This is a genomic window from Microbacterium sp. CGR1 (assembly GCF_001266755.1).
Taxonomy (GTDB): Bacteria; Actinomycetota; Actinomycetes; order Actinomycetales; family Microbacteriaceae; genus Microbacterium.
This window is the reverse complement of record NZ_CP012299.1, coordinates 1,989,750-2,012,836: the sequence shown is the minus strand read 5'-3', so window position 1 is coordinate 2,012,836 and position 23,087 is coordinate 1,989,750. Positions and strand designations below refer to the sequence as shown.

Below are 23,087 nucleotides of genomic sequence, written 5' to 3'. Positions count from 1 at the left end.
GCGGATCGTGTCGGCAGCTTCTTATTTTGGACGCCCTTAAGAGTGCCCGGGAGGAAAGCAGTGAGTTGGCGGGCTCTCCAGACCAAACGCGCCGCCGGCAGAGAGCCGTTTCAATGGCGACCGACTGGCCGAGGATCTGAGGCACGTGTCCACGCTCAAGAAGTTCTGGATTCTCTTCGCATCGGCAGCTGCGGTGGCTGGGCTGTACTTTGGCGCGGCGGCTCTCGAACTGGAAATCGTATTCTGGCTGATAGTTGCGCTCTGCGCGCTAGGCGCAGTCTTCTGGACTATCGTCCCTTGGTTCATCAAAGTCGTTCCAAAGATTCGAAATTATGACAAGTTGCTTCAAAAAGTCGGGAGACTGCAAGGCGACTTGGACGACGCTCGGTCACAGGCCGCGAGACTTGACTCCGTTGCCGAACGAGTGTGGGGCTTAGGCTACGAAGCTGGCATTGACGAAGCTTTGGGGGCGACGCTCGGGATAATCTCGCCGATTCCGGTCTTGACTCAGGTTGTGACGACCGAGCGCGGCGTCAGCTTTTTGGCGACTACGGGCACGCCGGAACCGAGGATTGGCGCTCGATACTCGATTGTTGCCGCGGCTACGGCGGAGGTCCGTGGGGTTGTCGAAGTGATCAGGACTGTTGCCGAGGAGAATCGCGTAGTGCTGTTGTGTGTGCGTAGATCAGTGCCCGCTTACTGGGAGCAACTCGAGCAACGGGCAATGGTTGACAACTCAGTTCCGACAGGCACCGAAATCAAGCATCTGCAGATCTCCCGCAAGTCCGTCGCGCCATCCAACTTGCTTGAAGTGCCTGAGGAGGATTCACATGGCTGAAGATAATGTTGTCGTTGTTGCGAAGGTAGCCACGGTCATCAGCGATTACGAAGTCGCTTTGAACGTGGGTAGGGAGTCGGGTGTCGAGATCGGCGATGTTGCAGTGCTGTTCCGAGAGGTGGTCGTGGAGGACCCCGATTCGGGTGAAGAGCTTGGTGTGGTCTCGTACCCCAAGCTCCAGCTAAGGGTGAACCTAGTGCAAGACCGCTTCTGCACCGCGCGCATCATCGACTCGGCTGCGACGTCGTTTGTGAGCAGCCTGCTCGTAGCCTCCGGCAGCACGCGGAAGAAGATTACGTCATCAGGAGTTAGAGCGACCGCGGACAGCGTATACGTCGAGATCGGCGAACCTGCTGAGGTGCGTCGGTCAGCCGTCTAGTCGGTCTGGTCGGATCGATCGCCGTTAGCTGCACGTGTATCTCTTCGATGACGATCCGGTCGCGTTCGCCTCAGCGTGAACTATCACTCATCTTCGATAAGAAGACGCGCCAGGGAACGATGCGCGGTGCAGAGAGTAGGAAACTTCGTTGCTCGCTCAAGGCTAGACACTGCAGATCACCTCGATCTGTGACAAAGCGGTGTCTGACAAATAGGTGTCGACGCTCGCAAGAAGCTCGAGTTGCCCAGCGGAGACCAATGCAGCGCTTAGACCAGGCTGAGCGATCGTGATCTGCATACGCGGGGCTAGATTCGGTGACTGCTCAAACATCGTGTGCAACTGCTCGATGTTGCCTCGTACAAAACCGGTTCGATCCTTTTTCGCCCGAGTTCGTTCGCGGCGAATCAGTCTCGTGAACATCGAGTCCGTGTTACGCCTCCATGCTGCAGACCGCTGGGCCTGACCGGCAACTTCGTACAGATCCGCTAGACGAGATCCTGGTTGATCTCCATGCGAGTACTTGCAGTGGATCAATCGAATGAGCAGTGCGCCGTCGATAACCCGAAGGCAAACGATGTCTGCGACCTCCCCGCTACCATCGTCATCGATCACGATGTCCCACTCTTCTCGCAGCACGCGTGCGATCATGAACCCCTGCACAGTGTGCGGGTCGCGAGCAAGGCCCCACGACTCACTACGAATATTCACGTCCTCCCATGCGATCGCTTGCAACCTGTCCGGGTCGAACGGCTCGAGCTCTCGATTGGGGCGGAGGAGTATTCCAGGTGGCTCGACGATGGAATCGGCCTCGAGGAGAACTCGCACGCCGTATCGTGTCAGCAGCTGCGACAGCGAAGTCTCGGATCGCGTGCGCTTGACCATGACGGCATCCGTGGTCGAGGTGGGTTTGATAGCAAGTCCGGACTTCTCGAGCACGAGCTGGTAGGCCACCGTCCAATCGGGCGAGATCACCTCGATCGGGAGGACCGAGGTGGTGGGCTGATCGGCCACACGCAGCTCGATGTCGTGAAATGGCGCAGACTTCCCGTTCGCCACGAACTCTGCATCAATAAGGAGTTGAGCCAGTTCCGCGGTGATCTCGACTCCAAGCGCCCGCAAGCCAGGCCACGCGTCGATGTCGACGGGCCGGATGAAGCCAGCCATGATGTCGTCGACGCTGATGGAGGCGTCAGCAACCTTCGGCCCGACGACATCGCACCAGTCGATCCAAGGCTTGAGGCCGTCGGCGGTGCGGTGACTCCAGATTCGACCTTTCAAGGACCCTGCGATCGAGTACCGAGCACCGTTGAGAAACCCTGTCCCGGCGATGTGCGTTTGGGTCTTCGTTTGTGTCTGCGAAACCGGAAGCGCATCGGTTACATCGGTTCCGTTGTAGCTGGTGTACCTCCTGTTGCGGTTGCGAGCGTCTAGGAGACCAACGTTGTTGGGAGTCAACCGCTGGACCCCGTCAAACACCCGGTAGATCGCCTCCCCGCGCACCGGCTTCATGTTTTCTTCGCCCATAACGGCGTCGGCGAGCTCTTCGTGTACCGAGTCGTTGTTCGAACTGTTTATGTAGAGCAACCCCCGCGCCGCATCCCAATAGATGACGTACAGGTCATAGCTGATCGCATCTCCTTCGCTGACGTCTCCCCACCTTGGTGCGGTTGAGCTTCGCGTGACGAACCAAGCAACGCCGTCGCGAGTATTCACCGGCACCGGGTAGGTGACGAGATTGGTCCGACCGATGGCGTCGACGATCCGGTCAGGATGCCAAGCAACGTTCGCCGGACGGTACACGACCGTGCTCAGCGCGGGGTTCAGGGAATGAATCGAGATCTCGTCCGGCAGCGTATTGAAGGCCTTTGTAAACTCGTCGATCGCCTGCTGCTCGTCCACAGCGTCGGCGCTCAGGTCCTCGATGATCTGATTCCAATCGGCGTCCTCTGCGTACAAGCGCCGCAGAGCTTCGTCGTGACGTACTTCGCTCCGCGCAGCGACAACACTTGCCGTGCCGAGTCCACTCACCCCGCCTCGTGCGAAGCGCCCCACGAACTGGAGCGTTATTCCTAGACTTCGATGAGGATCGTGGAGCGCCGCGATCTTCAACTGCGGAAGATCGAATCCCTCGCCGAACATGTCGACGCAGACAAGTATTCGGGAACCTCGAGACTTGACTGCGGCCAGCAGGGCCGACTGTGTCTTCTTCGGGATTGCGCTATGGATTAGGACCGGCTGCAGGTCGGGCGCTAAGTCCTGATATAGCGCAAGCACCTCCTCTGCGCGGCTGACGCTACGTGTTCGAGCCATGAGAATGTGGTCGAAGTTGTTCTGGATGTCACTTCTCAAAAACGAGATAGCCGTCTTGGCGATCTCAAGGTCGGGGTTCAGCAGACTGAGCACCGACTTGTACCTGATCGTCGAAAAGTATCCCTCCCTCTGGGCCTCGCGGAGAGGAAATACGTAAACGAGGGAGCCCCCAAGGTGTTGTCCGTCCTGGCGGTGAGGCGTGGCGGTGAACTGGACGACCGGCCGCGGGCTGAACTCGTCTCGGATTCGTTGCCATGTGGGCGCGGCTACGTGATGAGCTTCATCAATGAACAGGTGTGAGAACTCTGAGAGGAAGGCGGTCCGAGCTTCCGGTGAGGTGTTGTTGAGTGCGTTGGGCGTCGCGACGACCACATTGCATGCGGTGGCCAATTCGTGTGCATCCTCGCTGCTTTCGAGGCGGCCGAAGAGTCTGCCCACGACGGGCCGCGCCACAGCGTCGTCAACGAAACCCAGTCCCGGCAGAACGCCGAGAACTTCGAACTTCACGGCGAGCTGGTCGCGCAACGCATCCGACGGAACTAGAACCAGGAGCCGCGGAATCCTCTGAGCGACGAGTGTCGCCACCATGGTGTCCGTCTTGCCTGTGCCGGTCGGCATGACGACCGTCGCTGGCAATCGTGGGTCAGTGGTCCAGTAGCCGAGTAGTGAGTGGACGGCCCCGTACTGCGGGCGGCGTAAGCCGGGAGTGCCGTCGTGCTGAACAGTGAGGGGGACGGTTGTCGGCCAAGTTGCGATGACATCCTCGGGGACCATCGGAAGCGCAGAGGCAAGGATTTCGTTGTGGTTCACCAGATACTGTCGAAGGCGCCAACGATTCTCTGACCGCTCCTGCGAGTATGAGAACGCATCCGGAGCACCTGCACCGTCGGCCGTGGTTGGCATCGATCCCCCGTTCCGATGCCGGCGCCGGCATCCCCCTCTTCAGAGTCTGGCGTACGCGGCGGCAAGGGCGCTGGATATGACGCATCGTCGCGCCGTGAGTCGGCGCCGAGAATGGAGTGTTCGACGTAGGCCAGCCCGGCGCACTGCCCCGAGGCCTTGCGAGTGACGGCGATCGGTGTTCCAGCAGTAACGCAGCGGTAACGGATTGCGTGTGCCCACGCGCTTCGAGCTGTGAACAGATGTGACCAACACGGCCAGGATTCCGGTGAACCTCATCACGGTCGGCACCTTTTCTGGGTAGTGATATGGGATCAAATCCCACCGTCACCGCCATGGAAACCCCCGAGAAATCGGGGGTTTTTCCGTATCCGGGGTCGGGCGTGGTGCATTTTTGGTGCATTTTTCGACGACCTAATGCAGCGGTGCTCGCGTCCGATGTGGACGCGGGCACCGCTTACTTCTTCACGCCGTGGTCGGTCGCGCGGGTGGAGGGCTGAGCGGGGCTCAGATTAACCGTCAGTTCCGCGCCGCCTGTTCGGCCTGTGTTCTGGCTGTCTCAAGGGAGTCCGCGACAGCCTCCGCCGTCATGAAACGCTGCACCGGGTCGTCCCTCATTGGGTCGATATCACGCGAGTAGGGGTGGCACTGCACCCGGCCGTGCCTTCGCCGAGCACGCCCGCCAGCACCTTGCGGCAGCAGATCCCAACGCGGCTCCGCGCCGGCCGCGTCAACGACCCCGGGCGACGCCCGCCGCCCTGAGCGCTCGCCTCCGCCGGCGGGCGGACACAGTAGCGAGCACCGGCCCACCGGTGTCCGTCTCGCCCGCCGTGGCACGTCCGTCGCTGCCGGGCGCTGCGCCCGAGTACCATGAAAACGGACACTTGTCCGGACCGACGTGCGCAAGGAAGCAGGATGATGCGGGAAGCCGAGACGGCGCAGCGGGCTGATGCCAAGCGCAACCGCGAGCGGATCATCGAGGCCGCCGTCGAGGTCTTCTCCCGCGACGGCGGTGCGTCTCTGAGCGCCGTCGGCAAGCGTGCAGGCGTCGGTCAGGGCACGCTCTACCGTCACTTCCCTGACCGGGAGGCGCTGGTCTGGGCCGTCTACGACCGCGAAGTCGACGACCTCGTCGCGCGCGCCGACGAGCTTCGCGAAACGATTCCGCCGCTGCGGGCGCTGCGGGAGTGGATGTCGCACCTGGCGCGCTTCGCTCAGACCAAAGCCGGTCTTGGGGCGGCGATGAACGAGCCCATCGTGCGCGAGACGAAGGCCGCGCGGCCTGGCTACATCCGGATCGTGCAGGCGATCGAGGGTCTCCTGGCCGCGGGCCGGGCCGCAGGCGACGTTCGCGCGGATGTCACCGTGGAGGACCTCCTGAGCCTCATTGCCGGGCTCTGGCAGATCGGCCCCGGCGTGGCGGGGGCGGTGCGCGCTCAGCGGCTCCTCGACCTCGTCGTGAACGCCATCAGCGCCGACGGCGACGCGGTGAGCTGAGCCCCGGAGGCTGCACGTGCCGCTGCTTCCCACTTGATAAACGGACAGTCGTCCGTTACGCTTCTTTAAGCGGACGACTGTCCGGTTAGCGATTTGGGATTGGGAGGGCTGCTCAGTGAAGCTCCTCGTACTCGGGGCCACAGGCCCCACAGGACAGCACGTGCTCGAGCGGGCACTCGAGCACGGCGACGAGGTCACGGTTCTCGTCCGCCGGCCCGACGCGCTGGACGGGCTCGCCAACCGCGTCACCGTGGTACAGGGCGACGCCACCTCCACGGACGACGTCACGCGGGCGATGGACGGGCAGGACGCCGTGGTCTCGGCGCTGGGCCGCGCCACGTCGTTCCGCTCCGAGGAGCTGTTCACCCACGCAGCGTCCGCCGTCGTTGCGGCCATGGGCAAGACGGGGGTGCGGCGGCTGGTGTGGCTGTCATCCTTCGGCGTGGGCGCCACGTTCGCCTCGGCCAGCGGCCTGCAGAAGCTGTTCTACCGGACGTTCCTGCGCGCCATCTACGTCGACAAGGCCGCCTCCGAGAAGACCCTGCGCGGTGCAGGTTTAGATCTGACGATCGCGTACCCCACTGCCCTCACGCACGGCCCCGCGCAGGACGGCTACGCAGTCGGGGACCGGCTCCCGATGCGCGGCAACCCGACCATCAGCCGCGCTGACGTCGCCCACTTCCTCCACCTCGCCGCGCACGACCCCGCCTGGACCGGCCGCGACGCCGTCCTCACCGACTGACAAGGAGCACACCGCTGATGACACCCACCAACGCCAAGAACACCTTCCGCCTCGGCGGCGACCTGCCCGTCGGTCGCATCGGGTTCGGCGCGATGCGGCTAGCTGCCAACGGGTTCACCGGACCCGCCCGGGAACCGGAAGCCGGTATCGCCGTGCTGCGCCGGGCCGTCGAGCTTGGTGTCAACCACATCGACACCGCCGCGTTCTACGCCAGCCAGGACAGTTCCGTGCGCGCCAACGACCTGATCCGTGAGGCGCTGCACCCGTACCTAGACGGACTCATGATCGCGACCAAGGTCGGCCCCGAAGTGGTCCCTGGCGGCGGGGTGCGGATGACGAAGGATCCGCAGGCGCTGCGGGCGATGGTGGAGGACAACCTCTCCGGTCTCGGCCTGGACGCACTGGACCTGGTGTACCTGCGCGTCGGCGGCGGCATGGGCCCGGACGGCGAGGAGTCGGTCGCGGCGCGGTTCGAGGCGCTGGAGGCGATGCGCCAGGAGGGCCTGATCCGCCACCTCGGGCTCAGCAACATCACCCCCGTCCACCTCGCCGAAGCGCAGGCCATCGCCACGGTGGCCGCGGTGCAGAACCACTTCCACGCCGCCCAGCGCGACGACCTCGACCTCCTGCACGCCTGCGAGGCCGCCGGGATCGCGTTCGTGCCGTACTTCCCGCTCGGCGGCGGCATGACCGACCTGGGCGGCGAGCTCATCACACAGGTCGCGCAGCGCCACGAAGCGACCATCCCGCAGATCGCGCTCGCCTGGCTGCTGGCGACATCCCCGGTCACCCTCGCCATCCCCGGCACCGGGTCGATCGCCCACCTCGAGGAGAACATGGCAGCCGCCGACATCCACCTCACCGACGACGACCTCGCCCAGCTCGCCTGATCCCCTGACCAATCATCACCGCAAGGGCGCGCGATCACGCGCGCCGAAGAACAGAAATAAGCACCCCCATGAGCTACACCGAGAACGACCTGCAGCGCCTGGTCGACGAGAACTCCATCCGCACCCTGGTGGAGACGTTCGTCGACGCGTGCATCCGCGCCGACCACGACACCTTTCGAACCCTGTGGGCCGAGGACGGGGTGTGGGAGATCGGCGCACCGTTCAACCACCGCTCCGACGGCATCGGCGCGATCGCCGAGACCCTGCACCACCTGCGCGACGAGCGGATCTTCTTCACCCAGCTCGTCCCGACCGGGGTCATCACCATTGACGGCGACACCGCCGAAGCCCGCTGGCCCGTCCGTGAGGTCGCCCAGGGGCCGGGGGAGACCTACTACGACAACCTCGCGATGTACTTCGACTCGTTCGTCCGCATCGATGGGGTGTGGAAGTTCAGCCGCCGCTCCTACAAGTACATGTGGCTGAACACCGAGAAGTTCGACGGCACCGCGTTCGGCGCGCCCGTCGACAACTAACCCCCAACAACACGGGCGGGCCCGCGGAGGTTCCTCTCCACCGGCCCGCCCTCATCCCCTTTCAGGAGGAATTGTTGACGCTCACCACCCAGCAGCGCAGGACCGCATCCCAGGAGGTCCATGCCGACCTGCAGGCCTCCACGCTCGCTCTGGCTAATATCGCCCGCGACCGCGGCCTCTCCCCGGAGCGCGTCCGCCTGGCGTTGTCGGTCGCCGTCCACGCCGACGGCTCCGACGTCTGGCTCGTTCGCGACTACCTTGCCCAGGCCGTCCGCGACATCGGCGCCACACCCGTGGACCACTCGGTGCTGTCCGAAACCACCCGCCGGCGTGCACGGCAGTGGTACGCGATGCACGAGCCGCCCCACCACGACTTCAACCGGGGACACGACGCGCACCCGTAGAGCCCGACCGGCGTAAACGGCCCTGAGGGGCACGCGCGCCCCGCCCACGCGTGATCAGTAGGCGTGTGGGCGGGGCGAGGTGTTCCGGGATCGGGCTACGCGGCCGCAGCGGGCTCAGCCGGCGCGCTTTGGTGGTGCAGAGACACTGGGAAGAAGCGTACGAGATCCCGATTGAGAGCGGTGACGGGGGCCACGGCGGCGGGGATGAACTACTGCTGTCAGAGGTGTTCGGCGCCCCGGGTCATGATCCGCTTGCACGCGCGGCGGACTGGACCGACGGTATCCGCTCCATCGCCGTCGGCATCGCCGGGAACCGCTCGCTGGAAACAGGCGCGCCGGTGAAGGTGAACGAGCTCGGTATTCCACTCTTGGCGGTGAGGTGAAGTTCGAGTGAAACTGTTTGGTCAGGTACGTCCACCACATGCTGTGACCCCTCCTCGCTGCGGTGCGGACCCGCGCGAGGACGAAGCCCTGCCGACTGCACACTCTGGAGAGGCGACGTCATCGCCAGCGTGAGGCGGGTAGAAGGTGCAAGTTCTGCAGCTCCTCCGCGACGATGTCCGCGTACACGCTGGCGCCGTAATCGGACGTGTGAGTCCTGTCTCCGTTGACCCGAACGAGATAGATGGGCTCCGACTCCACGGGGCCGAGCGATTCCACCAGTACTCGGCTGCGCTCGGTGAGATCGATGAGGGGCACCTGAAGTGACGTCGCGACGGCGCGCATCTCTGCGGGGAGGTCGGCCTGATCCGTGACGATCAGTCCGACCCGGTTGATCGCGCCGTCGGTGAAGCGCAGCCGCACGAGGGGCGTGACGAGCACGGCAGTGCCGCCGCGAGCGCGGATGCGCTGAACCATCTCGGAAAGGTTCGCGCGGTACTGCTCGGCGGTCGTCGTCTTGTCGTTGTGGGCGAGCTGGATGAGGACGACGTCTCCTTGGCCGATCTGCGGCTCGAGGGCGTCGAAGAGCTCGGGTTTCGAGAGCGTCGAAACGGTGCTCTCACCTGAGCCCGAGTGGTTCACGACGCTGACACCCAAATCTAGGTGGGAGGGAAGCCGCTGTCCCCATCCCGCGTACGGCTCGACCTCCTGGTCGGTCACCGTCGAATCGCCGACGAGGAAGAGCTGCTTCGTGCGTGGGCTCGCGGGGGTGATGCCGATGCCAGCGAGGGCGGGCGCGTCGCCGGAGAAGGTGAGTGTCAGCCCGGGGGTGCCGGTGCCGACCGGCTGGTTCTGCTGGCCTTCCGGGTCGCGCACGTTGACGGTGAATGAGCGCCGCTCGCGGTCGCCCTGTGCGACGGGCACGGCAGCGAGCATGAGCCTGCGACTCTCCGCGAAGCCTTCGGTGTTCGAGTCGGCGGCGTCCGTGCCGAGCAGCACGCTGACGTCGTAATCACCGGGGGCGAGGTCGCTGAACGTGCAGACGACGGGGTCGGTGCCGGTGCAGGCGGAGGGCAGCCCGGGGTGGATGCGCGGGCCGCCGTGGTGGTTCCCCTGAGGGGAGGCCGACGCGGCAGTGGGTACAGCGATGGCGGTGGCGAGAAGAGCCGCAGACAGAAGCGCAGCTGCCGCCCGGGGGAGTGTTCGTTCCTTCATGACGTCATCGTCCTTTCGGATTCGGTTCGCACCCGACGCTGGGTGCGAACACGATTGTGGTCAGGTCGGAGGGCCGCAGCGAGAACCGGACAAAACCGATCTGCCGGACGTCAGCCGACGGGCGCGGTGCCGTGTGCGACGCCCAGATCCTCGGACGCCCTGTGCATGGCGCGACCGAGCTGCTCGGCACCGTCGCGCGAGTAGTGCAAGACATCATCGGGCCCCGCAGAACACCCGCCACCGGTCACTCCGTCGACGTAGACGGCGCGGTGCACCCGTCGGGGAGTGTCGAGGTGAACATCTCGGATCGCCCACAGCTCCGGCGTGGACGCGACATGCTCGGGCACCATCCCGCCGAGGACCACCGGGACGTCTCCGAGCCTCGATCTGACTGCGTCGATCAGTCGGTCGAACTCAATGATGTACGCGTCGCCGTCGGAATCGGACTCGCCCTGGTGCCACAGGATCCTCAGATCGATGGCGGCACCCGGCCACGTGGTGGCGACCGTTTCGAGCGTCTCCTCCACGGCCTCGATGAAGCCGTCAGCCAGAGCAGGCCCCGGGCCAGGGTGTCCCCATCTCCACGACCCCCGGTCGTTGACGCCGGCGAGGGGAGAGCCTCCGACCGCACCGTTCACGATGACCACGGGGCGTGACGAGTCGTCGATGCGAGCTTCGCGGGCTACCACCGTGCCGATGCTGAGTCCGACCTGTCGTCCTCTGCTCGACAGCGGGACGGTCGCCGTGGTGAGGGCGCTCGACGACCACTCCCACATCAAGATCGACGAATCCTCGGGATCGAGGTCAGAGCTGATCGGGAGCCCTCGACCCTCGGCGTTGGACTGCCCGGCGAGAGCGAGCACCAGGACCCGCGAAGGGCCGGGCGGGGAAGCGTTCATCGCGGTGTTGCTCCTCCAGATCTCGTGACGCGAGGCTACCCCGGGGGTGTCCGGGCATGCAAAAGCTCTCCGAAGGCTGACCGCTTTTGTCCGATCTCCGGAACCGCGACGGCCGTGGTTCTACATTCAGGCCGTCGGGGCCACGACGAGCTCCGAGGATTCGATGAGGAGTCACTGTTATGGACATCAGCCGTCGCGCGCTGCTTCAGACGTCCGTCGCCGCCGGTCTCGCCGCCGCACTCGACTGGAGTTCTCCGGCCGCAGCGTCGGAGGCGGCCCTGCGCGGAACATTCGGCCAGACGACCCCTCAGCCGCTCACCGGACACGGGCCCGTCGGTCTGCGGTGGCTCGAGAACACTGTGCCCAAGCAGCTGACTGCGGGGGTAACGTGGGGCGTTCCCTGGCCGAGGGGTGCGCTCAGCCCTGACCAGGCCTTCGCCCTCGTCGCGGAATCCGGAGAGTCCGTGCCGGTGCAGAGCTGGCCGACCGGGTGGTGGCCCGACGGGTCGGTCAAATGGACCGCCCATGCCATCAGCGCCGCGCCTGCGCGTTCGGCCGTGTACTCGCTGCAGACCGGCACGCCCGCTGCGCCGTCGTCGGCGATTACGGTGGATGAGAATCCCGGGAGAGTGCAGGTCAGCACGGGCATCATCACGGTGGAGTTTCCGAAGCATGGCGAGAGTCTCGTGTCGTGGATCCGGCGGGGGGACGCGGTGATCGCCGAAGCGGGCCGTCTCGTCGTCTCGCGGCAGGACGTCCCCGACACAGACGGTGCCGAGAAGGTCGTGAACGAACAGTTCACCAGCAAGGTGTCCGAGGTGACGGTCGAGCAGCGGGGTCCGGTGCGTGCCGTCGTCCGGGTGAAAGGCACACACAAGAAGGGGAAGCGGAGCTGGCTGCCCTTCGACGTGCGCTTCTACCTCTACGCAGGCTCCGACGGCGTGCGTGTGGTGCACAGCTTCGTCTTCGACGGCGATGAGAAGACTGACTTCATCAACGGGATGGGGCTCCGCTTCTCCGTGCCTCTGACCGCCCAGCTCCACGACCGCCACATTCGCTTCGCCGGAGACGGTGCGGGCGTTCTCGGTGAAGCGGTCCGTGGCATCACGGGTCTCCGGCGCGATCCCGGTGCGGCGGCCCGCGAGGCGCAGATCGCGGGTGTCGCCACCCCCGACCCCGTGACCTGGGACCAGCGCGTCACCTCCCGACTGCAATGGATCCCCGCCTGGGGTGACTACAGCCTCAGCCAGCTCACGGCGCACGGATTCGAGATCCGCAAACGGACATCGTCAGGTCACTCCTGGATCCGCGTCGACGGCGGCAAGCGCGCCCGCGGCCTGGCGTACGTGGGAAGCCCGGGCGGTGGACTCGCCTTCGGGATGCGCAACTTCTGGCAGCTGCATCCGACTGAGCTCGAGATCAGCGGGGCGGCGACCGAGAAGGCGACCGCGACCATCTGGATGTGGTCGCCGAAGGCAGGCGCCATGGACTTGCGGTTCTATCACGACGGCATGGGGCAGGACACGTATCCGAAGCAGCTCGACGCCCTCGAGATCACCTACGAGGACTACGAGCCCGGGTTCGGATCTCCTTACGGGACCGCGCGCACGACCGAGCTGAGCTTCTGGGCACTCGGTGCCACACCCTCGGCTCAGGACTTCAGCGACCTCGCCGATGCGAATGCTCTCCCGCCCCTCCTCGTTAGCAGTCCGGAGCACAACCACTCCGCCGGAGTCTTCGGCTCCTGGGCACCCGTCGACCGATCAAACCTCGCGAAGATCGCCGTCGAGGACAAGCTGGCGTTCATGCACGCCCACTACGTCCAACAGGTCGATCAGCGGTCCTGGTATGGCTTCTGGGACTACGGCGATGTCATGCACGATTTCGACCGAGACCGCCACGTGTGGCGGTACGACATCGGCGGGTATGCGTGGGACAATTCCGAACTCAGTACTGACCTGTGGCTCTGGTACCACTACCTGCGGACGGGAGATGCGGCGGGATTCCGGTTTGCCGAGGCGATGACCCGTCACACCGGCGAGGTCGACGTCTACCACCTCGGCAAGTACCGCGACCTCGGCACCAGGCACGGCATCATGCATTGGGGCGACAGTGCGAAGCAGCAGCGCATCAGCAACGCCGGCTATCGACGTTTCTACTACTTCCTCACCGCGGACGAGCGGGTCGGCGACCTCATGCACGACCTCGTCGACGCGGACAAAACTTTCATGGAGCTCGACCCCGGGCGGAAGATTCGCACCGATGCGTACACTCCCCAGGAGAACGCCCTCGGTGTCTCGAACACCACTGACTGGGGTGCGCTCGCCCTCGCCTGGCTCGCCGAGTGGGAGCGCAACGGCGACCCCATCGCCCAGACGAAACTCATCAATGGGGCGAAGACCATCGCGGCGATGCCCAATGGCTGGGCGCAGGGCGGGACACTTCGATACAACCTGGCCGATGGGAAGTATGCGGAGGAGACCGCCTCGACGGTGGAGGTCGGTTCGCTCGATTCGGTGTTCGGCCTGATCGAGTTGATGACGGAGCTCATCGTGCTGATCGACGATCCGCAGGTCACCGAGCAGTGGGTGAACTACTGCCGCTTGTACAACGGGACCTCTGCTGAGCAGATCGAGATCACTGGGACGGCGTGGGGCGGGCAGAACCTGCGTCAGGCATACTCGCGAGCCACGGCATACGCCGCCTACCAACTCGACGATGTCGCACTGGCCAAGCGTGCCTGGAAGGAGTTTCGCACGGGTCACGCGGGCTATCCGGAGAGTCTCGTGTTCGGCTCGACGCACATCGACGGGCCCGCCGTACTCAACCCCATCGACGAGGCGCCGTTCAGCACCAATGCCAGCGCGCAGTATGGGCTGGCGGCGATCCAGTGCCTGGCCCTCGTCGGAGACCACATATGATTCCGGATGGATCATGGCTGTCGCTCGTGGCCTCGACGAAGAGTGATCGGTTTTGTCCATTTGTCCGAACCGAGCGCGACGCGCTCGTACAGTGGCGCACGTCGCTGAGACATTCGGCGAGGCGAAGTCGCCTCCGAGGGTGCACACACCGTGAGGGTTGCGGGCAACCCCGAGTCCGCGGCACGAGACATGGAGGATCACTGCAATGACGCACACCGCACGCCTTCTGGGCATCGTCGCCGCCGGCGCGTTGGCCGCCGGAACACTCGCCGGTTGCTCCGGCTCCGGCTCCGGAGACCAGGCCGGATCTGGACCGGTCACCCTCGAGATCGCCTGGTGGGGCAATGACTCCCGCGCCGCGATGTACGAGGAGGCGCTTGACCTCTTCGAGGCCGAGTACCCCGACATCACCGTGAAATCGACCTTCGGCGACTTCTCGTCCTATTGGGACTCGCGCTCGACCCAGGCCGCAGCGCGCGACCTGCCTGACGTGATGCAGTTCGACCAGGCCAACCTCGTCGAGTACGGACTCAACGGAGCGCTGCTGGACCTTTCGCCTTACGTCGGCGAGCAGATCGATGTGTCGGGCATGGAAGACGTCGTCATCGACGCCGCCACGGTCGACGGCACCCAGTACGGCGTCCCGGTGGGAACCGGGACGCTCGGCCTGTTCATCAACCCCGCGGTCGTGGCCGAGTCCGGCGTCGAGCCACTGGACCCTGATTACACCTGGGACGACCTGAACGACTGGATCGCCGAGGTCACCGCGTCGGGCGTCACCACGGCTGAGGGCAAGTCGGTGTTCGGCGGGTTCGATCAGGGCCTGACGATGTGGTTCTTCATCCAGTGGCTGCTGCAGCAGGGAGAGGAGCCATTCAACGAGGACGGATCGTTCGCGTTCACGAAGGGCGACGTCAAGGAGTTCCTCGACGCGACGACGCCCTTGCGTGAATCGGCCGCATTCTTTCCGCCGTCGCGCGCGACGGAGATCTCACCCGCTGACGGGTTCGCCATCGGTGAGGCCGCCAGCACGCTGACGTGGGACAGCTTCTTCGCCCGCTACACCGATGTCGAGGGTCTCGAAACCCTTCCCGTGCCCACCGGCGAAGACGGCGACAAAGCTGTGTTCTACACCGTGCTTCACCTTGCCGGCGCCGCGAACACCGAGCACCCGGAGGAGACGGCGCTGCTGCTCGACTTCCTCGCGACCGACCCTGAGGTGGCGAAGGTCTTCGGAACCTCACGGGGCATCCCCGCCGACTCGGGCCAGCTCGAGGTGCTCGACTTCCCTGAGGATTCTCTCGAGGCGAAGTCCCTCGCGTACCGCGGGTCGCTCGAGGAGTACGAGACCGTGAGCACCCCCGTTCTGCCAGCGTCGTTCGCGACACTCGAGGCGACGTGGGTGAGCTTGAACGAGGATCTCATGTACGGCACGATCACGGTCGATCAGTTCGTCGATCAGTGGTGGTCGGAGGCAGAAGCGCTCGGCTGAGCCGCGACCACGACACGCTGCTGAAGGCGGCGGTGCGAATCACTCGCACCGCCGCCTTCACCTGTCTCGGTGCACAGCTCGCATGATCGAGCAGGGTGCCTTGCGCCGTCAAGGGCCCGGCGCAGAGGTGGCCCGGCGTCGCTGCCGAGTCAGGCGATGGTTGCGAGGTCGCGGTGTCGCACTTCGAACGCGAGTTCGCCCGTGGTCACGAATCGCTCGATCTCGTCGACGGTCTGGCTCCCCATGCGTCGCAGCTCGTTGCCGAGCGATCCGGCGATGTGCGGCGTCAGCGTGACGCCGGGAGCGGAGAAGAGCGGGTGTCCAGCGGGCAACGGCTCTGGGTCGGTGACGTCGAGCACGGCCCGAAGCCTGGCGGTCGTGAGTTCGGCGACCAGCGCGTCGGTGTCGACGAGCGACCCCCGTGCGGTGTTGATCAGCGTCGCGCCGTCGCGCATGGTCGCGAGCTCCGCTGCGCCCAGCATCCGGTAGGTCGCAGGCAGCGAGGGGGCATGGAGGCTGACGATGTCGCTGACCCGCAGCAGATCGGGGAGCGACACCAATGCCGTACTCAGGGCAACAGCATCGGTTGCCGTCAGCGAGGGGTCGTAGAGCACCGTGGTGATGTCGAACGGGCGCAGGAGGTCGAGCACGCGGCGTCCGATGCGTGACGCGCCGACGATGCCCACGGTGATCCCGAATGCACCGGCGTCGCCATGGGGGCGCGCGAGCGACATGTCCTGCGTGCGGCGATAGGCGACCGCCGAATCGAGCGCACGCTTCGCGCTGAGGAGGATCATCGCGAGCGTGTACTCGGCCACCGGTACCGCGTTCGCATCGGCGCTGCTGGACACGCGGATCCCGCGTTTCCACAGCTCGGGCGATACGACACGTTTCACGGAACCCGCCGCATGGAACACGGCGCGCAGGCGAGGCAGGGCGTTGAGCATCCCGGCATCGAGCGCTGGCGCGCCCCAGCCGGTGATCAGGATCTCGGTATCCCTCGCGTCGGTAAGTGCACGTGGATCGGCCCGCGAGACGATGTGCTCGTCGAGCCGCACGATCTCGCGGAGACGGTCGAGGCTGGGGGCATCGAAGAGCTCAGACACCAGTTCGGCGCCGTCGAGAGCGAATGTCGTGCGGGGAGCACTCACGAGTGCACCTCACCCTGGGTCGGAACGACATCGAGGGCCCCGTCCGCCCAGCGGATGTGCAGGGCATGATCGTCGACGTCGATTCCGGCGAGCACCGAGCGGCCGTCGACTGCAGCGCCATCCTGCGAGCAGCCGCTCAGCACCACGAGCGCCGCGACGAACTCTCCTCGCGCAGAATCGGCCGACTGCTCGACCCAGGGCGTCGCCGAGTGGGTTGTGAAGGGATTGGAGCCGCGACGAACGGCGATGCCGCCGCTATCGAGTCGGTGGATCGGGATCACGGCTGTCGTGAGTCCGTCGCCACGCGAGACGGAGGTTCTCCCTGGACTCGTTGGGGAGTCATCGTCGACCGGCAGAGCCCAGCCGCCGATCCGGAAGCGCCAGGGGCCGCGGTCCTCCGGCCATGCGGAGTCTCCGTCCGCGGCCGCGACCGGCCGCGGATCGTTCTCGGGCTGCGTCCACCAGGCCAGCCTCAGTTCATGGATGCCGCGCACGACCGATGCCGTGTGGACGACAGGTCCGCGGCGCAGCGTCGCCCAGGCGGCGGCATCCGCCTCCTCCGTGTCGAGCCAGTGCACGCGCGACCGTGAGACGGCCACCGTGTCGGTCAGATGCACGCGTTCGATGGCGTCGCGGTGAGACGGCCTATCAGCCGAATCGAGCAGGGCGACGTGAGAGTCCAGCGGTGCGGCGATGGCGGACGGCGAGAGCTCGGGTGACGTGACGTTCGAATACGACGCGCGCTGGTAGAACGGGTTGTCGGTGCGGACGCCACCGGCGGGGCCTCGGAAGCCGTCGGAACCGTGGTTCAGAACCCGCACGATGCCGTCGTCCGGAGTGCTCACGACGAGCCATCCCGGTGCGGCGAGGGCGCGCGTGGTCACAGCTTCTCGCTCAGGTATCTGCGGGCTGGTCGTCCACTCCTCATGGTCCCGCGGAAGCAGCAGACCGAGGAACCCCTTGCTCGCCCAGTAGGTCGACGATCCGCTCGTGTAGAGCTGGCGGAGTGGGCGGAACTCGCGATGCCATCCGACGGGGAGCAGGCCCCGCTCGTCGATTGCACCCGCCTCGACAAAATGTGCGACGACATCGGCGCCCAGAACCCGAGTCGCGCCCGGTGCCAGCGGAGAGACACCGGCGATGGATGCAGCCCAGAACGGGGCGAGCATCCCGAATCGGTAAGTCAGCGACCTGCCCTGCAGCAGCGGCGCTCCCTTCGATCCGACGAGATCCTTCGCCTGGTCGATGAAGGCGGCGAGACGGTCACGGTGCACCGACGCGAGGGCTTCGCCCCGGATGCGCGACTCCAGCAGTGGGTAGACATGCCAGGCCCAGCCGGCGTAGTAGTCGAAGCTCTGCCTGACTCCGGTGGGCCCTGCCCCATCGGAGTACCAGCCGTCGTCGATGTAAAGGCTCTCTGCGATCTCGGTGTTGCGGTCGAGGTCGTCCTGATTCCACGGACCGCCGACCTGGGCGAGGAAGGCCTCGATGACGTTCTGGAACCAGATCCAGTTGTTCGTATAGCCCGTGGTTCCCACGATCCCCGCAAGCCAGTCGACGACCTGCTGGCGCTCACGGTCGGCGAGGGTGTCCCACAGCCAGGGGCGGGTCTCGGAGAGCGCGATGGCGATGGATGCCGCTTCGACGACGGCCTGTCGACGCTGCGAGATCGTCGGCCAGCGTTCCGCGCCCGACGGGTCGACTCCCGCGAGCAGCCCAGCGCGGAATTGGTCGAGGAGACGGTGCGGGTCGTCTCCGGCGGAGCCGCGGACGCGGAAGGCGGCGAGCAGGAATGTGCGCGCGAATCCTTCCATCCCATCGCTCCACGGCCCGGATGCGCTGGAGGGCCCGGGAATGCGGATGAGTGAACCGGTCGGCGAGGCATACTTCGAGGTCGCAGCGAGCAGAGAATCGGCCAGTTTCTGCCAGGAGTGGCGGGTCCCATCGAACTGCGGGCTGGAGTCGTCGCGCATCACCGTCACCCCCTGATCGTGCACTACGCTCCTGTACTTACGAGACATTTCGGACAATTTCGATCACCCGACGACAGGGATCGGGTGGACGATTCGACGCGAAGGCGCGGAGATGACTGCACAGAGCCTGTTACCGAGAGCGCGGCACGAGCACCTGCTCCGGCAGCTCGAGTTACACGGGAGCGTGAGCGCCGCGCAGGTGGCTGACGAGCTCGGCGTCGCCCAGGTGACGATTCGCCGCGACATTCTCGAGCTCGAGAAGTCAGGTCTGCTTGCTCGGGTGCACGGTGGTGCAATTGGAGTGTCTGCCGCGCCCACGCCGCAGTCCGCTCGGACCGACATCGGGGTGGTGGTGCCGAGTTCTGTCGGGCATTTCCCGGTCATCGTGAAAGGGATGGACGCCGCGTCGCACGCGTTGCGCGTACGGCTGATCCTCGCGACATCGCAGTATCGGCCCGATCTCGAGCGCCGTCAGGTCGAACGGCTCGTCGACATCGGCGTGGATGGGATCATCCTCGCACCGACCCTGCGCGGCCGCACGGAGGCGGAGCTCCTCGAGTGGGTGGGCACGATCCCTGTGCCGGTGGTCTTCCTCGAGCGGCGACTTCGGTCGACAGGTCTCGCAGCATTCGACAGCGCGCGCACTGACCATGCGGGCGGAGCAGTTCTCGCGGTCGAGCATCTCGCGGCTCTCGGCCACGCGCGAGTGGCTCTCGCGCTGTTCGAACGCACACCCACGGCGCCGCTAGTCCGCGAAGGCTACGCCAGCGCCGTGGCCGATCTCGGTCTGGAACCGGCGCCCCAGGTGTCGTTGCCGAAAGATGACGAGGACGATCTTGACGATGCGCTGACCGACCTGCTCGACAGGTGCGTGTCGACGGGCACCCGCGCGGCGCTGGTGCACACCGACGTACACGCAGCCCGCCTGGTCGAGATGGCGATGGACCTCGGCATCCGCGTTCCCGAGAACCTTGCGGTGATCGCCTACGACGACGACAGCGCCGCGTTGGCCTTGGTGCCGCTCACCGCAGTAACCGCACCGGGGCGGGACCTTGGTCAGCAGGCGCTGCGGACGCTGATGGATCGGATCGCCGAAGACGACGCGGAACGTTCGGCGCCGCGGCACCTCATGATGGGACCAGGGTTAACCGTGCGCAGCTCATGCGGGGCGGCGAGATGAGGGCAGCCGTCAGATAGCCGGATGGGTGCCTGCAGATGTCCGTCGGTATCGGAGGCCCTTCGAGATGGGCGCTCGTCCTGATCCGGATCTCGCGGTGCGAATAGTCAGCTCTCAAAGCGAGGAGTTGTCGCGTCGATCGCAGCTGGCGAGGCCTGGGGGTGGCGAGCATGCGCGACCTCGCACTGTCCGGTGACGAACACGATCTCGGCGACACCCACAGTGGAGACGATCGACTAGTCCTCGAGCAGTGCGATGATGTACGTGGCGAATCCAGACGGTGCAGTGCGCCATCCCTGTGGAGCAATGACCTCAGTCCACGTGGCGCTGAGATGTGCTGGCGCGGGGTTCCAGCGCAACACGCGGACTTGATGCCGAACCTGAGTGATCACTCTGATGCGGCCCGATAGTTCCTCGCCGGTGAACGAGCAGTGTGGTGCTGTATCGCCGCGATCGGGCCCATCGCGCGTTAGTGTCGGCACATGGTGACTGAATCCTCTGTCGGGATCGTTCCTCGCGGATCGACGAGGACTCCGCATAGTGAGGTTTCTGAGGTTGGTGCGCGCGACCGAGGGCCCAGTGATGGGTGTCCGTGGGTACGGTGGTGCGTCTGACGGTCAACCTGACCCGTCTGCGTTGCGGCGGGGCGGAGCGCTCCTATGCACTTGCGTATGGTTGATGAGCATGAAGCTCTCGCAGACCGTCAAGGACCTCGAACGCGTCACGGTGCGGCCGTACCTCAGGGAACGCGGTTTTGAGGGCACCGGCCCGAGGTTTGAGCGCACCGTCGGAGAGACACCCCAGAGGATCGAGGTTCAGCGGGCGAAGTTCGATTACATGAAGGGGTTCGTGTACCTCAACGGCATCATCAGCGTGCCGGTGCTCGACCAGCTCCTTGGACGCACGGTGCGACGCAACATCACTCTCCGCCCCAATCACGTCGATCGGAATCTCGATGAGGCGATCATCGTCACGCACACATCCGACCCGGACGATCTCTCGGCGGTGGCAGTTCGCGGTCTCGACGCGTTGGCCAGCAGGATGAACGAGCTCACGACGACGGCCGACGCCGTCGACTATCTATCCGCCAAGAAGCTCAACGACTTCGAGGGTGTGTTCGGCTGGTACCTGCAGCACGACCAGCTAGACCGTGCACAGACCTTCATCACCGGATTGCACGAGTACTTCGGCGCACAGCCCCGGTGGGAGAAGCTCGCGGGGAAGCTTGATGACGTTGCGGCGCACGTCGCCCCGGACACGGCCTGGAGAACCTGGCTTTCGAACTCGTGACCACGCGATGCTCGCCAACTGAGGTTTGTGGGGTTGAAGACGAGAAGCCCCCGGCATCACGCGGATCAACAAGTTATCCGAAAAGTGAGGTTTCTGAGGTCTCTGCGTGTGGTATCGGGCGAATCGGGTCGCTCGGATGCGCTCGATTGCTGGCGGTCTCCGTCGAAGTGCCCCAGCAATCGAGCGCACGAGAGCGCACGAAATCCGCGAGATTCCGCGGAAGTCGGATCGGGGGTCATAAGCAGTGCCGACCCGCCGGGGCTTATGACCCCGCGCTGGCGCGCGGCTAGCCTCGAGCGGTCATCCGGCGGATCTGCTCGGCGTATCCGTCGAGGACGTCGAAGATCCCGCGGTGCTGCCAGACCCGGTTGCGTCCTTGGTCGGTGGTTTCGGTGAGCACCCCGCGATCGGTGAGGGTGTCCAGCGCGCGCAGCGCCGCCATCTCGCCGAGTCCGAGCGCGCTCATGAGGTACTTCGTGTTCACAGCCGGCTGGCCCACGAGCGCGGGAAGGACCTTCCAGACCGCAGCGTCGGAGCGGACGCCCTGGAGTAGAGCGCGGGACTCGTCCAGCTGCGCGACGAGATCGTCGACCAGCTGCGTCCCCGTGGACGCGGCGATGCGACTCGCCATGGCGAACGCGCGGATGATCGGGGCAGCGTCGCCGGCTCGGAAAGCGGTCAGCGCCTGGAAGTAGCGCCCGGTGTTCACGAGCAGTCCTGCAGAGATCGGTACGGCGGTGGAGTTGACGAGACCCTTGTTGCGCAGGATCGACTGCGCGAGCGCGCGGCCGGTGCGGCCGTTGCCGTCGACGAACGGGTGGATGGTCTCGAACTGGGCGTGCGCGACAGCGACCTGAACAAGCACGGAGATGTCCTGGCGCTGCACGTATCTGACCAGGTCACCGATCGCACCGGGAATCCGGTCGTGGTGGGGAGCTATGAACTCCGCCTGGCGGGGGCCGGCGTTGCCGGGGCCGATCCAGACCTGTTCTTGGCGGTAGACACCGGCTTCCTGCTCGAGGCCTGATTGGTGGCGCAGCAGAGCGTGGTGCATCTGCAGGATGGAATCCTCGGAGATCTCGTCCGAGAGCGCGAGGGCTGCTTCCATGGCGCGGACGTTCCCGATGACGGTGAGCGCGTTGGCCTGGTCGCCTTCATCGATCTCGGCGAGAGCGAGCTGCTTCGCCGACGTCGTCAGCTGCTCGATCTGTGAGCTGGACGCGGACTCTGTGCGCAGCAGGATCGCGGTCATCGGGCCCAGGGCCGGATTGTCGGTGCCCAACGTGCGCCGCGCATGCTCGTCGAACGCGACCAGCTGGCGCGTGGCGTCTTCGACATCAGCGGCGTCTTCGCTGGGAACCTGCGGGCTCCACTCGGCGATCGGTGCTGTGACCGTCGCCTCATACGGCCCGGTCTGACGCACAACCTCGGCCCGCGAGAACATCTCCGGTGCCCGCGGCTTCCAGTCCAGGGTCTCGCTCGAGATGGCATCGATGGGGATGCGGGTGCTGGGCGAAGACGTGGGCATCACACCATGATACCAACACTTATGAAACTAGGTGTTGGTAGGGGGTGACTCAACCCGCGTCTGGCGCGAAGAGCTATCTGCGGCGAGATCATCTCGCCGGATGACCTCGAGCGTCCCTTCGGTCGTGAAGGTTCTACCTCGACGTTCGGCGAGAGCCTCGATCCGAAGCTCCTCCATGCCCTGTCGGATCTCCTGGAGACGTGCGAGACGCGCCTGGTCTGGTGGGTCGATCATGGTGCCTGTCGATGACCTTGAGCGGTACAAGCCCGCGATGCGCGGCAACGCGGAGTACCTCGTCACTCGATGTCTAGTTGAGTCTTGTGGGAATGGATTCGAGCGGGGATCCTGAATCTGCCGGATGGCGCCGGGGGCGATCATCTGGCCGGAGTGACTCCGGCGGGCATCGGCGTCACTCGGGGCGCCTCGCATCAGCGTTCCTCCCTCGCGCGAGGCGTCCCGCATCCGTCCTCCGCGACGAGAGGCCCGGGAGGTCACAGCGGTGATGCCGTGTATCGACGAAGCCAGCGGATCGCTGAGCTGTCGCCGCACCCAGATCGCACCGTC

18 protein-coding genes and 1 pseudogene are annotated in these 23,087 nt (G+C 65.5%); 13 read left to right on the top strand and 6 right to left on the bottom strand.

Going from position 1 to position 23,087, the window contains the following annotated elements; all coding sequences use genetic code 11:
• Positions 1–145: 145 nt before the first annotated feature.
• Both AKG07_RS09785 and AKG07_RS09780 read left to right on the top strand, forming a co-directional pair.
• Positions 146–838, top strand: coding sequence for a hypothetical protein (locus tag AKG07_RS09785; protein ID WP_053097695.1), 693 nt, complete (start codon positions 146–148; stop codon positions 836–838).
• Positions 831–1,217 (top strand): hypothetical protein, encoded by a 387-nt coding sequence (locus AKG07_RS09780; protein ID WP_053097694.1) that lies wholly within the window; start codon positions 831–833, stop codon positions 1,215–1,217. The genes AKG07_RS09785 and AKG07_RS09780 overlap by 8 nt, the downstream gene beginning before the upstream one ends.
• A gap of 162 nt (positions 1,218–1,379) precedes the next feature.
• Here AKG07_RS09780 and AKG07_RS09775 read toward each other — a convergent pair whose 3' ends face one another.
• Positions 1,380–4,337: a DEAD/DEAH box helicase gene (locus AKG07_RS09775; protein ID WP_171821940.1), complete on the bottom strand. Its 2,958-nt coding sequence runs from the start codon at positions 4,335–4,337 to the stop codon at positions 1,380–1,382.
• 425 nt (positions 4,338–4,762) lie between these two features.
• Here AKG07_RS09775 and AKG07_RS17870 point away from each other — a divergent pair, with 425 nt between their 5' ends.
• The 7 genes and pseudogenes from AKG07_RS17870 to AKG07_RS09745 form a co-directional block, all read left to right on the top strand.
• A complete protein-coding gene (locus AKG07_RS17870) occupies positions 4,763–4,927 on the top strand; it encodes a hypothetical protein (RefSeq protein ID WP_171821939.1) in 165 nt (54 codons plus the stop codon).
• A 418-nt stretch (positions 4,928–5,345) separates the two neighbouring features.
• Positions 5,346–5,924, top strand: a complete 579-nt coding sequence (locus tag AKG07_RS09770; protein ID WP_201778455.1) for a TetR/AcrR family transcriptional regulator — start codon at positions 5,346–5,348, stop codon at positions 5,922–5,924.
• Between the two features lie 115 nt (positions 5,925–6,039).
• The gene (locus AKG07_RS09765; protein ID WP_053097691.1) at positions 6,040–6,666 is read left to right on the top strand and encodes an NAD(P)-dependent oxidoreductase; all 627 of its coding nucleotides are present in this window, start codon (positions 6,040–6,042) and stop codon (positions 6,664–6,666) included.
• A gap of 17 nt (positions 6,667–6,683) precedes the next feature.
• Entirely contained in the window at positions 6,684–7,556 is an 873-nt protein-coding gene (locus AKG07_RS09760) for an oxidoreductase (RefSeq protein ID WP_053097690.1), read from the top strand.
• Between the two features lie 68 nt (positions 7,557–7,624).
• Complete coding sequence (locus AKG07_RS09755) at positions 7,625–8,092, top strand: nuclear transport factor 2 family protein (RefSeq protein WP_053097689.1); 468 nt, start codon at positions 7,625–7,627, stop codon at positions 8,090–8,092.
• 74 nt (positions 8,093–8,166) lie between these two features.
• Positions 8,167–8,496 (top strand): DUF2316 family protein, encoded by a 330-nt coding sequence (locus AKG07_RS09750; protein ID WP_171821938.1) that lies wholly within the window; start codon positions 8,167–8,169, stop codon positions 8,494–8,496.
• Between the two features lie 128 nt (positions 8,497–8,624).
• Positions 8,625–8,879, top strand: a pseudogene (locus tag AKG07_RS09745) (gfo/Idh/MocA family oxidoreductase); the annotation flags it as partial.
• Positions 8,880–8,997: 118 nt separating this feature from the next.
• On the opposite strand, the gene AKG07_RS09740 reads toward AKG07_RS09745, so the two are convergent.
• The gene (locus AKG07_RS09740; RefSeq protein WP_082297883.1) at positions 8,998–10,092 is read right to left on the bottom strand and encodes a rhamnogalacturonan acetylesterase; all 1,095 of its coding nucleotides are present in this window, start codon (positions 10,090–10,092) and stop codon (positions 8,998–9,000) included.
• Between the two features lie 110 nt (positions 10,093–10,202).
• Complete coding sequence (locus AKG07_RS09735; protein WP_053097686.1) at positions 10,203–10,991, bottom strand: sialate O-acetylesterase; 789 nt, start codon at positions 10,989–10,991, stop codon at positions 10,203–10,205.
• Between the two features lie 179 nt (positions 10,992–11,170).
• Between AKG07_RS09735 and AKG07_RS09730 the strand changes: the two genes are divergently transcribed.
• On the top strand, positions 11,171–13,912 hold the full coding sequence (locus AKG07_RS09730; RefSeq protein WP_053097685.1) for an exo-rhamnogalacturonan lyase family protein: 2,742 nt from the start codon (positions 11,171–11,173) through the stop codon (positions 13,910–13,912).
• 205 nt (positions 13,913–14,117) lie between these two features.
• Complete coding sequence (locus AKG07_RS09725) at positions 14,118–15,404, top strand: ABC transporter substrate-binding protein (RefSeq protein ID WP_053097684.1); 1,287 nt, start codon at positions 14,118–14,120, stop codon at positions 15,402–15,404.
• Positions 15,405–15,553: 149 nt separating this feature from the next.
• On the opposite strand, the gene AKG07_RS09720 is transcribed toward AKG07_RS09725, so the two are convergent.
• Positions 15,554–16,555, bottom strand: a complete 1,002-nt coding sequence (locus tag AKG07_RS09720) for a hydroxyacid dehydrogenase (RefSeq protein WP_053097683.1) — start codon at positions 16,553–16,555, stop codon at positions 15,554–15,556.
• Positions 16,552–18,528, bottom strand: a complete 1,977-nt coding sequence (locus AKG07_RS09715) for a DUF2264 domain-containing protein (protein ID WP_053099241.1) — start codon at positions 18,526–18,528, stop codon at positions 16,552–16,554. The genes AKG07_RS09720 and AKG07_RS09715 overlap by 4 nt, the downstream gene beginning before the upstream one ends.
• A 112-nt stretch (positions 18,529–18,640) precedes the next feature.
• On the opposite strand from AKG07_RS09715, the gene AKG07_RS09710 reads away from it, so the two are divergent.
• On the top strand, positions 18,641–19,708 hold the full coding sequence (locus AKG07_RS09710; RefSeq protein WP_053097682.1) for a LacI family DNA-binding transcriptional regulator: 1,068 nt from the start codon (positions 18,641–18,643) through the stop codon (positions 19,706–19,708).
• A gap of 681 nt (positions 19,709–20,389) precedes the next feature.
• Positions 20,390–20,995 (top strand): hypothetical protein, encoded by a 606-nt coding sequence (locus AKG07_RS09705; RefSeq protein WP_053097681.1) that lies wholly within the window; start codon positions 20,390–20,392, stop codon positions 20,993–20,995.
• A gap of 286 nt (positions 20,996–21,281) precedes the next feature.
• On the opposite strand, the gene AKG07_RS09700 is transcribed toward AKG07_RS09705, so the two are convergent.
• Positions 21,282–22,523 carry a Fic family protein gene (locus AKG07_RS09700; RefSeq protein WP_082297882.1) on the bottom strand — a complete coding sequence of 414 codons (1,242 nt, stop codon included), beginning with the start codon at positions 22,521–22,523 and terminating at the stop codon, positions 21,282–21,284.
• Positions 22,524–23,087 lie beyond the last annotated feature (564 nt).